15 protein-coding genes are annotated in these 13924 nt (G+C 33.9%); 12 read left to right on the top strand and 3 right to left on the bottom strand.

Annotated elements, in window-relative coordinates:
* Positions 1-127 precede the first annotated feature (127 nt).
* The 9 genes from GQR98_RS10430 to GQR98_RS10390 all read left to right on the top strand — a co-directional run bounded on the left by GQR98_RS10430 (position 128) and on the right by GQR98_RS10390 (position 6806).
* Entirely contained in the window at positions 128-1261 is a 1134-nt protein-coding gene (locus GQR98_RS10430) for a histidine decarboxylase (RefSeq protein ID WP_159019442.1), read from the top strand.
* 79 nt (positions 1262-1340) lie between these two features.
* Positions 1341-1955: a hypothetical protein gene (locus GQR98_RS10425; RefSeq protein ID WP_159019441.1), complete on the top strand. Its 615-nt coding sequence runs from the start codon at positions 1341-1343 to the stop codon at positions 1953-1955.
* A 120-nt stretch (positions 1956-2075) separates the two neighbouring features.
* Positions 2076-2405 (top strand): ArsR/SmtB family transcription factor, encoded by a 330-nt coding sequence (locus tag GQR98_RS10420; RefSeq protein ID WP_042500076.1) that lies wholly within the window; start codon positions 2076-2078, stop codon positions 2403-2405.
* 31 nt (positions 2406-2436) lie between these two features.
* Entirely contained in the window at positions 2437-2904 is a 468-nt protein-coding gene (locus GQR98_RS10415; protein ID WP_159019440.1) for a DUF6428 family protein, read from the top strand.
* Positions 2905-2925: 21 nt separating this feature from the next.
* Positions 2926-3543, top strand: a complete 618-nt coding sequence (locus GQR98_RS10410; protein ID WP_159019439.1) for a low molecular weight phosphatase family protein — start codon at positions 2926-2928, stop codon at positions 3541-3543.
* A 3-nt stretch (positions 3544-3546) separates the two neighbouring features.
* Positions 3547-4596: an ACR3 family arsenite efflux transporter gene (gene arsB / locus GQR98_RS10405; protein WP_159019438.1), complete on the top strand. Its 1050-nt coding sequence runs from the start codon at positions 3547-3549 to the stop codon at positions 4594-4596.
* A 174-nt stretch (positions 4597-4770) separates the two neighbouring features.
* Positions 4771-5481, top strand: coding sequence for a 3-ketoacyl-ACP reductase (locus GQR98_RS10400; protein WP_159019437.1), 711 nt, complete (start codon positions 4771-4773; stop codon positions 5479-5481).
* Between the two features lie 76 nt (positions 5482-5557).
* On the top strand, positions 5558-5836 hold the full coding sequence (locus GQR98_RS10395; protein WP_159019436.1) for a putative quinol monooxygenase: 279 nt from the start codon (positions 5558-5560) through the stop codon (positions 5834-5836).
* 127 nt (positions 5837-5963) lie between these two features.
* Positions 5964-6806 (top strand): zinc metalloprotease, encoded by an 843-nt coding sequence (locus tag GQR98_RS10390; RefSeq protein ID WP_159019435.1) that lies wholly within the window; start codon positions 5964-5966, stop codon positions 6804-6806.
* A 196-nt stretch (positions 6807-7002) separates the two neighbouring features.
* Here the strand turns inward: GQR98_RS10390 and GQR98_RS10385 are convergent, their stop codons facing one another.
* Together GQR98_RS10385 and GQR98_RS10380 are read right to left on the bottom strand one after the other, a co-directional pair.
* The gene (locus GQR98_RS10385) at positions 7003-8037 is read right to left on the bottom strand and encodes an RluA family pseudouridine synthase (RefSeq protein ID WP_159019434.1); all 1035 of its coding nucleotides are present in this window, start codon (positions 8035-8037) and stop codon (positions 7003-7005) included.
* 2 nt (positions 8038-8039) lie between these two features.
* On the bottom strand, positions 8040-8594 hold the full coding sequence (locus GQR98_RS10380; protein ID WP_159019433.1) for a PASTA domain-containing protein: 555 nt from the start codon (positions 8592-8594) through the stop codon (positions 8040-8042).
* Between the two features lie 170 nt (positions 8595-8764).
* On the opposite strand from GQR98_RS10380, the gene GQR98_RS10375 reads away from it, so the two are divergent.
* The 3 genes from GQR98_RS10375 to GQR98_RS10365 all read left to right on the top strand — a co-directional run bounded on the left by GQR98_RS10375 (position 8765) and on the right by GQR98_RS10365 (position 11876).
* Positions 8765-9739: a D-alanine--D-alanine ligase gene (locus GQR98_RS10375; protein WP_159019432.1), complete on the top strand. Its 975-nt coding sequence runs from the start codon at positions 8765-8767 to the stop codon at positions 9737-9739.
* A gap of 132 nt (positions 9740-9871) precedes the next feature.
* Positions 9872-10327, top strand: coding sequence for a pantetheine-phosphate adenylyltransferase (gene coaD, locus GQR98_RS10370; RefSeq protein WP_159019431.1), 456 nt, complete (start codon positions 9872-9874; stop codon positions 10325-10327).
* 22 nt (positions 10328-10349) lie between these two features.
* Positions 10350-11876: a phospholipase D family protein gene (locus GQR98_RS10365; RefSeq protein WP_233267994.1), complete on the top strand. Its 1527-nt coding sequence runs from the start codon at positions 10350-10352 to the stop codon at positions 11874-11876.
* 112 nt (positions 11877-11988) lie between these two features.
* Here the strand turns inward: GQR98_RS10365 and GQR98_RS10360 are convergent, their stop codons facing one another.
* Positions 11989-13884, bottom strand: coding sequence for a SulP family inorganic anion transporter (locus GQR98_RS10360; protein WP_159019430.1), 1896 nt, complete (start codon positions 13882-13884; stop codon positions 11989-11991).
* Positions 13885-13924: the final 40 nt, after the last annotated feature.

Genomic DNA, 13924 nt, shown 5'->3' with positions numbered 1-13924 from the left:
TTTAAACTGTTATTTCAAATATTTAAGTTTAATTATCTAATATTTTAATATTAATAATAAAAACGAATTATAAACTATAATTTTACAGAACAAACGAAACCAACATTTTAGATAATTATTTATAAAAATGAATACAAATCCAGACGTTATAATCGATTCACTCTTAACTCAACTAGTAAAAGACACAGAAAAAGTTTTAGGCTATCCTGTTGCTCAAGATTTTGATTATTCGCGTTTAAACGAATTTCTAAAATACCCAATTAATAACGTTGGAGATCCGTTTGAAGAAAACACATATAAAGTACAAACGCATGAAATGGAATGTGAAGTAGTTGAGTTTTTTGCTGAGCTATTTCGGGCCGACCCAAAAAATCATTGGGGCTATGTTACCAATGGCGGATCGGAAAGTAATCTTTACGGATTATACCTTGCCAGAGAGTTGTACCCAAAAGCTATGGTGTACTTTTCGGAATCTACACACTACAGCGTAAAGAAAAACATTCACTTACTAAACATACCAAGCATCACGATTAGATCTCAAGAAAATGGAGAAATAGATTATGAAGACCTTGAAAACACCTTGCAGTTTAATCGCCATAAACCAGCCATTATACTAACCACTTTTGGCACAACCATGATGGAGGCTAAAGACGATGTTTCTAAAGTAAAAAAGATTTTAAAAAAATTAGCGATTCAAGATCACTACATACATTGCGATGCAGCATTATCTGGATCTTACGGAGCTTTTATAGAACCACGAATTCCTTTCGATTTTAAAGATGGTGCCGACAGTATTTCTATAAGCGGGCACAAATTTATAGGTTCACCATTTCCTTCAGGTGTTATAATTACTAAGCGTTCGTTACGCGATAGAATTGCTCGAGGCATATCGTACATTGGTTCGCTAGACACAACAATTACCGGCTCACGAAACGGCCATAGTCCACTATTTTTATGGTACGCCATTAAAAAAATGGGTATAGAAGGTTTAGCAAAACGTTTTCAACATAGTTTAGAAACTGCTGAATATTGCAAAAATGAACTTATAAAACAAGGCATAAAAGCTTGGACGAATCCGGGTTCTATTACTGTGGTATTCCCTAAAGTATCAGATGCTATTAAAGGAAAATGGCAATTGGCCACAGATGATGATATTACACATATTATCTGTATGCCTAATGTTACCAAAATCCAAATTGATGAGTTTGTTAAGGATATTGTTTTAGAAAAAAGTGCAAAAGAAGAAATTGCTGTGTTTTAAAAAAAATTGATAACTTCGTTTAATAGGTTTTCTAAACATATAAAAAACCTATTTCTGTTAATTAACTGAAACGAAATCGATGAAAAAATACGTTATCCTTTTAACTATAATCTTACTAAAATTATCATTTGTTGGCTGTAAAGACGATTCAGGTATCTGCCTCTTAGGCATTACAAGTTTAAAATTAACAAATGCAGCTTATTTGGAACCTCTAGATAACACCCAAGCTACTGTGGAGAGTTTTGAATACAGAGCTATACTAGAGTTTCCTGAACCTGACACGAAACCAAATCCAAATGGAAAACCAAATGCATGTGTTTTATCTTTTGATAAATTACATACTCCTGTTTCCGATTTTTCAATAACTTCTAATGTAAAATTATTTAACACAGCTCCAGGTGAACCTATAGACTTAAAAAACTTCAATATATATCAATGTAACTTATTACTCTCTGGAAATTATACAGAAAGAGATGATATGATGAATACTAGATACTCTATTAAAAATTGGATAAATCTACTAAACACAGGTAGTGAAGACAAAAGGAACCTAAAACCTTTTAGCAAGTCTTACATTGAATTTGCCGATAAAAACGAAAGAGTTGAAGTTGAAGGCATGACACTTAAGTTTACCATTACACTTGATGATGGAACACAATTTACAGCAGAAACAACGCCTGTAAATTTAGACTAGTTGATACACCTTATTACTACTCTTTTCATTATATAGAAGCGTCATAGCTAAAAAATTAACGCTCACTAATTTGTTGTTTCGTTTATTAATCGTAATATTGCAATGAAACAATTAATAAGAATGGGATTAGCTAAAACAGAAATATTTACCGACTCACAAAACGAGATAGCCTTATTTGCCAAAGCATTTGGGCATCCGGCACGTGTGGCTATTTTAGAACATTTATTTAAAACAAACACTTGTGTTTGCGGAGATTTAGTCAATGAAATAGGCCTCGCACAGCCTACAATTTCTCAACATTTAAAAGAACTAAAACTTTTAGGTTTAATTAAAGGTAATGTTGAAGGCACAAGCGTTTGTTACTGCATACACCCAGAAAATTGGACAAAAATGAAAGCTGTAATGAATACGTTCTTGAATCAAGATTTACCCAAAACAGATTGTTGTTAAAATATCAATATCACAATAAAACATTTGAATTATGAAACTATCAGAAATAAAAAACGAGTTAAGACGATTAAATCAAATCGCATTTAAATTGCCAAACGGCGAATTAGTACCAAACCATTTTCATGTTACCGAAGTTGGAAAAATAACAAAACATTTTATCGATTGCGGTGGCACGGTTAGAAATGAAACCATTGTAAACTTCCAGCTTTGGAATGCAAACGACTACGACCATAGGTTACATCCAGAAAAACTATTAAATATTATTGAACTTTCTGAAAAAACTTTAGGTATTGAAGATTTAGAAATAGAAGTAGAATATCAAGCAGAAACCATTGGTAAATTCGGGTTAGAATTTGATGGCACCAATTTTTTATTAACCACAAAACAAACCGATTGCTTAGCACCAGATCAATGTGGAGTGCCAGCTGAAAAACCAAAATTACAATTTTCGGACATCCAAACAGGTAATTCTTGTACACCAGGAAGTGGATGTTGCTAAACTTAAAATTCAAAACATATTATGACAGTATATAACGATATTGATAGAATTATTTCAACCTTAAGTGTTGAAAATATATCAGATACCAGAAAAGAAATATTAAAGCCATTAGTCGATTTTATTCAACTAAAAGTAAACACAAAACAAGATATCCGTATCAATTTTATTTGTACGCATAACTCGAGACGCAGCCATTTATCGCAAATATGGGCGCAAACTATGGCTCACTATTTCAATATTAAAAATGTGTTCTGTTATTCTGGAGGTACAGAGGCCACAGCCCTTTTTCCAGTAGTAGCGCAAACTTTAGAAAATTCTGGTTTTAAAATTAATAAAATAGCTGAAACAGCTAACCCAATTTATAGTATAAAATATTCCGATAACTCACATCCGGTTATTGGGTTTTCTAAAAAACTAGATAGCGATTTTAATCCTAAAGCTTTGTTTGCAGCAGTAATGACGTGCTCGCAAGCCGATAATGGTTGTCCGTTTATAGCAGGAGCCGAAAAGCGAATTCCTGTAACATTTGAAGATCCAAAAGCTTTCGATAACACACCACAACAAATAGAAAAATACGAGGAACGCAGTTTACAAATTGCAACCGAATTATTTTATGTGTTTTCACAAATAGCGCAATAAACTATGAAGTCTACTAAAAAATTAAGTTTTCTAGACAAAAATCTAACACTTTGGATTTTTGTCGCCATGGCTATAGGCGTAAGTATAGGTTACTTTATACCAACCTTCCCGAGCCTAATTGAAAATATGAGTAGTGGCTCAACAAACATTCCTATTGCTATTGGTTTAATTTTAATGATGTATCCTCCACTAGCCAAAGTGGATTACAAATTATTACCAATGGTTTTTAAGAACACAAAACTGTTGTCTATTTCTCTGCTTTTAAATTGGATTATTGGTCCTGTTTTAATGTTTGTTTTGGCTATTACTTTTTTACACGACTACCCAGAATACATGGTAGGCCTTATTTTAATTGGCTTGGCACGCTGTATTGCTATGGTTTTAGTCTGGAACGATTTAGCCGATGGCAGCAGCGAATACGGAGCTGGTTTAGTAGCACTAAACAGTATTTTTCAGGTATTTGCTTACAGTTTTTATGCTTGGTTATTTATAACGGTACTGCCTCCCTATTTTGGTTTTGAAGGCGCTATTGTAGATATTTCTATAGCAACCATTGCAGAAAGTGTTGCTATTTACTTAGGTGTACCTTTTCTTTTAGGCATTTTAAGTCGTTACTTTTTAGTAAAATTAAAAGGTGAAACCTGGTATACAGAAACCTTTATCCCAACTATTTCTCCGTTAACTTTAATCGCCCTTTTATTTACTATAGTGGTTATGTTTTCTCTAAAAGGCGAGCTTATTGTAGAAATTCCATTAGATGTTTTAATTATTGCAGTACCATTACTTATTTACTTTACTATTATGTTTATTATTGGTTTTTTCGTGACGAAAGCAACAGGCGCTACTTACGATAAAACGGCTTCTGTAGCATTTACAGCTGCTGGTAATAATTTTGAACTAGCCATTGCCGTTGCTATTGCTGTTTTCGGTTTAAATTCGGGACAAGCATTTGCGGGCGTTATTGGTCCTTTGGTAGAAGTTCCTGCATTAATTTTACTAGTAAAAGTTTCGTTTTGGTTGAAGAAGAAATACTACCGAAATGTAACACAATAAAAGATTCATTTTAAAACTGAAAGCTCTTGATTTAATGATATGCTTCGGCTTGTTATAAGCTCAAAAAAAATGATCATATTTTAATATAAGTTTCACAGCTTTTTAAAAAAAATCATTTAATTTTAATGTACCAAATTTCAAGTAAAAATAGAGTCATAAAATATTCAAAAAAACATGAAAAATAAAAAAGCAATAATAACAGGCGGTAGTCGTGGATTAGGAAAAGCAACAGCAATTGCCTTTGCTAAAGAAGGTATAGACGTTGCTATCACAGGTAGAAATGAAAAAGCTTTAAAAGAAACAGTTTCAGAATTAGAAACTATTGGAGTAAAAGCAACTTATGCTGTTTTTGATGTTGGGAACTACGAAGAAGTAAAAACAGGTATAAAAAGTATTATTGACACTCTTGGTACTGTTGATATTTTAGTAAACAATGCTGGCATTGCAGCTTTTGGAACATTCAATGATATGGAAGTAAGCCAATGGAGCCAAATAATCCAAACCAATGTAATGGGTATGTATTATGTAACTAAAGAGGTTTTACCATATTTAATTGATAAAAATGAAGGTGATATTATTAATGTATCGTCTACTGCTGGTTTAACCGGAAATGCAAGTACATCGGCATATTCGGCATCAAAATTTGCTGTAATTGGTATGTCGGAATCTTTAATGAAAGAAGTTCGTAAAAATAATATTCGTGTTTGCACATTAACACCAAGCACCATAGCTTCTGATATGTCTATAGATTTAGGCATCGCTACTAAAGACTCGGAAGACAGCGTTCTACAACCTGAAGATTTTGCAGAATTAATTGTTGCTGGTTTAAAATTACCTAGGCGTGCTATGCTTAAAGGCGCAGCTTTATGGTCTACAAACCCATAGAACTAAAACAAATCTATAGCGGAATTTTCAGTTGAAAGTTCCGCTTTTTTTTACATTAAATTTTAAAACTTATACTATGGAAAAAGTAATTATAGCGCAAATAAGTGTGCAAGCAACAAAAACAGAAGCCTTTTTAAAACTAGCAAAAACAATGGTAGCCCAAAGTAATGCTGAAGCTGGCTGTTTACAATATCGCTTACTAAACGAAGTGGATAAGGAAACAGAATTCCTATTTCATGAAAAATATGTGAATGCAGAAGCTATTGAAATCCATAATGCATCTCAGCATTTTTTAGATTTCGTAAAAAACATCACACCACTTTTAGCGAAAGAACCCATTATTGAAGTTTTTTAAACTTAAAATATGGTGAAATAAAAGCTTGACTTTGTAATAAATTTCGGCTAACTTAGTGTCAGCATATTAGAGCCTTTTTTAGGCTCTTTTCTTTTAGAAAACAACAAAAATATAATACGTAATTACTATGGCTTTTTTTATTAATAATAAAGAATTTAAAGATCAAGAAGAATTTATAAGATACGGCAGAGGCTGTGCTACAAAAATTCCGACACCAATCGATATTCTGCGTGTTGATGAGGAAATTAAAGCCAACCAAACTAGGCGTCAGTTATTTTTAGACTTAACAATAGAAATACGTTTTCATCATATTACTTATGGAGCACGCGGCCTGATTACAAGAACTCAAAGAGAACGACAAGTTGAGCTTTTAAACACAGCATACTCCAATGTGGGCTTAACGTTTACTTACTCTGAACAGGAAGTGAAATTTATAGATAACGTGAATTGGTACAATATGGGCCACGGATCGGCAAGTGAACGCCAAGCGAAAGCAACACTTGGTGCAGATTCTCGCAAATACCTTAATTTTTATACTGGTGGCTTAGTTGCTGGTTTATTGGGTTGGGCTACATTTCCTTACGATTTAGCTGGAGATCCTGATATTGATGGTGTGGTTATGTTAGACGAATCGTTACCCGGTGGATCGGCCGAACCATACAATTTAGGAATGACTGCTGTGCATGAAGTTGGCCATTGGCTAGGTTTATACCATACTTTCCAAGGTGGATGCGATGGTGTTGGCGACCATGTAAAAGACACACCTGCACACAGCAGTGCTAACTACGGAAAACCAGAAGAAGGTAAACCGCATAATGTTTGTAATCTTGATGACTTTGCTCCTATCCATAATTACATGAATTATGTAGATGATGATTGGATGAACGAGTTAACCACCGCTCAAGAAACTAGAATTAAAGAACAAATAATGATGTATAGAACAGGATTGCTTAACTCTGCAAATGTGTAAACATTTAGAGTTAAAGCTAAAACCTAGCGGATAATGCGTTAGGGATTGATGCGGCATCCTTTTTACAAAAACAAAAAAAGTCCAGACTATGGTTAGTCTAGGCTTTTTTTATATTATGTGCTTACTCCAAAAGTTTATCTCTACTTTGTAAAAAGATATAGCGGAAAGCCCGACCCTTATGGTAACGCAAAAATTTTTATAATTCTTGGTGTTTAGAATATACTTTCCATTTTTCGATACATTGTTTCATATCTTCTGGAATTTCAGAATCAAATCTCATAAATTCACCAGTTGTTGGGTGTACAAAACCTAGTGTTTTAGCGTGTAGTGCTTGTCTTGGTAATACTTTAAAACAGTTGTCTACAAATTGCTTGTATTTAGTAAAAGTGGTTCCTTTTAGTACTTTTTCACCGCCATAGCGCTCATCGTTAAACAAGGTATGCCCAATATGTTTCATGTGTACACGAATTTGGTGCGTACGTCCAGTTTCTAGTTTACAAGACAGTAAAGTAACGTAACCAAGGCGCTCTAAAACGCTGTAATGGGTTACGGCTGGTTTACCTTTATCTTCATCGTCACCAAAGAACACCGTATTTTGCAAACGGTTTTTAGGGTGTCTACCAATATTACCTTCTACGGTTCCGCTATCTTCTTTTACATTACCCCAAACAATAGCAACATACTCGCGCTCGCTCGTTTTATTAGCAAACTGAAATGATAAATGTGCCATCGCTTCTTCAGTTTTTGCAACCACTAAAAGTCCGCTTGTATCTTTATCTATACGGTGCACCAAACCTGGGCGCTCACTAGAGTTGTTAGGTAAATTATCGAAACGGTATATTAAGGCATTTATTAAAGTACCCGAATAATTGCCGTGTCCTGGGTGCACAACCATACCAGGTTGTTTGTTTACTACAAGTAAATCGTCGTCTTCATAAACTACATCAATATCAATGTCTTCACCTACCAATAAATTCTCGAATGGTGGGTGCGTGAAAAGCACACGAATGGCATCAAAAGGTTTTACTTTATAATTCGATTTAACAGGTACATCGTTAACAAAAATGCTACCATTTTTTGCTGCTGCCTGAATTTTATTTCGGGTGGCATTCTCAACAAAGTTCATTAAATACTTATCGATTCTAAGCGGTGTCTGCCCTTTATCTACAGTAAATGCATGGTGCTCGTAAAGATTATCTTCGTCGGGTAATTGGGGTGTGTATGCGTCCATAATTAAGGTCTCTTGCCGTTACCTAAAACCAAATTGATAACCGAAGTTTTCTCTAACTTATCGCTAGGTTCGATGGTTTTGCCTTTATACGTCATACGTAAAACCATATCTTCTGCAATATTGTTTTCGTAAGTTAGTTTACCCACTTTAAAACCTAAGGCTTCTAAAGTTGGTTTGGCTTGGCGGTACGTGCGCTCTTTTAAATCTGGAACCTCTATTTTACGGTATCCCGATGGGTTTAATGTTAAATATATTTTTCTGTTTTCTTTTACTTGTGTTCCCGATTGTGGCTCTTGCTCTATTACCGAAAACTTTGGGTAATTCGGGTTAAAGTTTGCCGAATCTTGAATTTGCATCACTAAGTTATTCTCTCCCAACTCAATTTCGGCCACATTGATAGACTTTCCTTTTAAATCTGGTACGGTTTCAAATTCACCATGGTTTGTAGATACGTTTAACCATTTCAACATAATGAAACAAAGTACTACAATTGCAACGATAGCCAATGCTAATTGCTTGAAAAATGTTTTGCTAACAAGAAATTTAATAATGCTCATGTATAATTTTTATGATTAGGCAAAGATATAAAAACAGAACTGTTTTTTCTTTTGCATTTTATATGATATTTTAGCTTTACGAATAATAACTATCAATAATTACGTTTTATTATTGGTTTTAGACCGAATAAAGATTTTTTCGCTTTCGCGGAAGGCATAAACACATACAAATGAAAAAAAATATTGCCATAATAATGGGAGGCTATTCTAGCGAATACAAAATTTCTTTAACCAGCGGAAATGTGGTTTTTGAATCGCTTGATAAAATAAAATACAACGCTTTTAGAATTCATATATTTAAAGATAAATGGGTTTATGTAGATACTAATAATGAAGAATTCCCTGTTGATAAAAACGATTTTTCGGTTACCGTAAACGGAAGTAAAACTACTTTCGATTGTGTGTTTAATGCCATACATGGTACTCCCGGAGAAGATGGTTTAATGCAAGGTTATTTTGAGTTGCTAAACATGCCACAGACCAGTTGTAACATGTATCAAGCAGGCGTTACATTTAATAAACGTGATTGTTTAAGCGTACTAAAACCTTACGGAATTAAGACTGCAGAATCTTATTTTGTAAACAAAGGCGATGTTATAAATGAAGATGATATTATTGCTAAAGTAGGCTTACCTTGCTTTGTAAAAGCTAATAAGGCAGGTAGTAGTTTTGGAGTTTCGAAAGCGCATACCAAAACAGATTTACAACCATCTATAGATGTTGCTTTTAAGGAAGATGATGAAATTATTATAGAGTCTTTTTTAGATGGCACAGAAGTATCGGTTGGTGTAATTACCTATAGAGGCGAAGTAAAAGTATTGCCTATTACTGAAATTGTAAGCGAAAATGATTTTTTTGATTACGAAGCAAAATATTTAGGTAAATCACAAGAAATAACCCCTGCCAGACTAACAAAAGAGCAAGAAAACCAAGTAAATGCGCTTGCAAAAAAGGTTTATCAAGTTTTAAAAATGAAAGGTTTTAGCCGTAGCGAGTATATTTTTAAAGATGGTGAACCCCATTTATTAGAAATGAATACCATTCCGGGCTTAACGCGAGAAAGTATTTTGCCACAACAAGCAGCAGCAGCAGGAATTAGTTTAAGTGATTTGTTTGATAGCGCTATTGAAGAAGCTCTAAAATAACAAACTCCATAACATATTTGGACTTTTATAAATCAATAAGATAAAAGCCCAATTAAAACTTGAATTTTAGATTTGTATCTTTACTAATCAATTAAACATTTCCTATAATTTCTTAGGAAGAAAACCAACTTAATGAAACGAGCTATTTTTCCAGGATCATTCGACCCGATAACTTTAGGACACTACGATATTATAAAACGTGGCGTTACACTTTTTGATGAAATTATTGTGGCTATTGGCGTTAATGCCGATAAAAAATATATGTTTACTTTAGAAGAAAGAAAAGCATTTATTGAAAACACCTTTGCAGACGAACCTAAAGTAAAAGTGGTGACTTATGAAGGCTTAACGGTACATTTTTGCCAAGAAATTGGTGTCGAATTTATTTTACGTGGGCTAAGAAATCCAGCAGATTTTGAATTCGAAAAAGCTATTGCACACACTAATAGAGACCTTGCTGCAATTGAAACCGTTTTTCTTTTAACCGCTGCAAGAACATCATACATTGCTTCATCTATTGTTCGAGATGTTATTAGAAACAACGGTGATTACACCAAATTAGTTCCCGACACAGTGCGTATTAAATAACGCTTTATAAAATCTATTTTCTTTGAAGTTCCGAATTTATTGTATATTAATATGTTCCACCTTAGCGTCTTGTAAAGACCATAACACCGCAACTATTATCACAGATTTTTGTTCAAATATCCATCGTGACGATAGTTTTACACTATCTACTGCTCTTGAAGATATAGCACCTTTAATGGCCAATAAAACAGGTGTTTATGTTTTAGAAGATGGGAGTGGCTCTATGGTAGCCAGAGCATGGCTAACCGAGTATGCCGAAAAAACAATAGATATACAATACTTTATATTCTCTACCGATAACATCGGCCTAATTGCATGCGATTACTTAGTACGCGCTGCAGATCGTGGTGTAAAAGTCCGAATTTTAGTAGACGATATTATGGTTGATGCTGAAATTGAAGATATTTTAACCTTTAACTCACATGAGAATATTTCGGTTAAAATCTATAATCCAGGTATTAATTTAGGTAAAAACATTTTTCAGAAGATAGGAAAACTATCAACCGATTTTAAAGGTGCCAACCAACGTATGCACAATAAAACCTTTATTGTGGATAATAAAGTCGTTATTACTGGCGGTAGAAATATAGCTAATGAATATTTTGATTACGACCACGAATACAATTTTAGAGATCGTGATATTCTTTTATTAGGGAAAGAAGCGAAAAATGTAAAATCATCTTTTGAAATGTTTTGGAATAGTGACCTAAGCCAAGACGTAACCGAAGTGATTAAAAGTGATATTGAAAAATTATACTCAAAAACCACTTTTGATAAGCTTCATGAGTATGCTTGTAATCCAGAGAACTTTTGGCCGCAAGTACGAAAACGTATTGAAAATCTACCAGAAACATTTAACGAGATTAAAAGTTCTAACGATTTTGTTTGGCTAGACAACGTGCATTTTATTTCCGATTTACCAGGTAAAAATGATGATGCTTACAACTTATCTGCCGGAGGACGTTCCACTGACGCCTTAATAGATTTAGTAAAAAAAGCAGAAACCTCTATAGATATTCAAACACCGTATTTAATCACTTCCGATCTTAGTCGGAATTTGTTTAAAAAAGCCGTAGACCGTGGTGTTAGCATTCGTATTCTAACCAATAGCCTCGCCTCTACCGATAATGTTGAAGCTTTTAGTAGTTACCAAACCGATCGTGAAAAATTACTTGAAACAGGCGTTCGTATTTTTGAGTTTCGTCCAGATGCAGAAGAACGGTCGAACATAATGACTGGGGAATTACAAGAAAAACTAGACTACAAACCAACCTTTGGTCTTCATGCTAAATCCATGGTAATTGATAATAAAACAACTGTTATTGGTACGTTTAACCTAGACCCAAGAAGCGCTAATTTAAATACAGAATGCATCGTAATTGTTGATTCTGAAAAAATATCTAAAGGTGTTTTAAAAGGTATGGAAATCGAATTTAAACCCGAAAACTCATGGGAAACAACTTTAGATTTCAATCCAGATTCTGAAGTTAACAACTACAAACGCTTGAAAACTTGGACTCGTAAAATTCTTCCGAAGGCTATTTTATAAATACTAATCTCAGAAAATTTGGCATAAAAAAAACAGCTTTTAATTTTCTAGAGACAGACCGAAACGGTTAGAATATAAAAAACTAAAAGCTGCTTAATTTATAATACTTAATCTAAAATTTATATTCCCCTAATCCTTTTGGAAAAGCTTCAGGATTTGCCGCTAAATGATAACGCGGATCGTCTATATCTTCTACTATAACTTCTCTAAACTTAGGATTCGATTTATATAATAGAAGTTTACAATCGTCACTTAAATGTTTCAGTTTAATAGATTTTCCTTCAGCTTTATATTTTTCAACTAAATTAAAAATAGCTTCTATTGCCGAATGATCACTAACACGAGATTCGATAAAGTCAATCTCAACTTGTTCTGGGTCTGTTTTAACATCAAACTTATCATTAAACGCTTGTATAGAACCAAAAAATAATGGCCCCCAAATTTCATAGGTTTTCACCTTTCCATCTTCAGAAACACGCTTTCTAGCTCTAATTTTCTTAGCATTTTCCCAAGCAAAAACTAAAGCAGAAATGATAACCCCAACAAAAACTGCAATTGCTAAATCGAAAAACACCGTGACTGCCGAAACAATGATTAATACAAAAGCATCGGACTTTGGTATTTTTTTCATGATTCTAAAACTAGACCATGCAAAGGTTTCAATAACCATCATGAACATTACACCAACTAAGGCTGCAATTGGCACTTGCTCAATATATTTATCTGCAAATAGGATAAAAGTTAATAAGGTTAACGCCATCATGATACCAGACAAACGTCCTCTACCACCTGCATTGACGTTTATAACGGTTTGACCAATCATACCGCAACCACCAGTTCCTCCAAACAATCCACTAAGGATGTTCCCTGTTCCTTGTGCTACGCATTCTCTATTTCCATCACCTCTAGTTTCTGTTAATTCATCAACTAAATTCATAGTCATTAGAGTTTCAATCAATCCTACAGAAGCCGCTAAAAAGGCATAAGGCGCAATAAACTTTAAAGTATCTAAATTAAAAGGTAAGTTACTCCATAGCTCAACTAGATTTAGGTTTTTAGATAATTCATCGAAACCATTTAATCCAGCTCCACCACCATCTCTAATAAACTCACCAACATTTATGGATTCAATACCCCCAAAAACAGCAATTAAAGTCACTATCAAAATAGCTGTTAAAGCTGCAGGAATTTTAGTGGTTAATTTTGGTAAACCCCAAACAATTAGCATGGTTAACAACACAAGACCAATCATTATATAAAGTGTATTACCTTGTAATCTCGATTTTACAACACCGCTATCTTTTACAGAATAAAAACCATTATCAGTTATATTAAAGACCACTTTTTTGGTTTTAGCATCGAAAACCTGATTATCGGTCATGATATAAACCTCTTCGCCTGTGTTAACATTTACAACCGATTTATCTTTTATAGAAAACAACTCGATGTTAGAAACTAAATCTGTAACAGCGCCATCTTTTATATTATACACCAATTCTTTAGATTCGGTTTTACGCATGTTCTGCCCAAAAATATCTTTTGTATTTTCAGTAAACATACCCAATTGGGCCATAAAAATAACAATAGCCAAACCGTTAACAAACCCTAGCATTACAGGGTGTGGAATTAACCTCACAAACTTACCAAGCTTAAAAACACCTGCTAAAATTTGAATAACACCCATTAAAACAACGGCAGCTAGTAAGTAAAAATACCCCATGTTTTCTACGGGCTGATCGAATAAAAGGCCTTTAGCATGCCCTTCTTGAATCATGTGTACAAAAATGACAGCTACGGCTCCGGCTGCACCAGAAATAAGACCTGGTCTACCACCGAATATAGCAGAAATAATACCTATTACAAATGCTCCAAAGAGTGCTACTATTGGGCTAATTTGCGCCACAAAAGCGAAAGCTACAACTTCGGGAATCATTGCTAGTGATGTTGTTATACCTGCTAAAACATCATCTTTAGCATTAGGGATGATCTTCCTTATAAATTCTGTCATGGTTTATTTTTTGGAGGTGCAAATTTACGTTTTATATACG

Source organism: Algibacter sp. L3A6 (assembly GCF_009796825.1).
GTDB lineage: Bacteria > Bacteroidota > Bacteroidia > Flavobacteriales > Flavobacteriaceae > Algibacter.
Note: the sequence above shows the minus strand (reverse complement) of the source record. Positions and strands in the feature narration are given on the sequence as shown.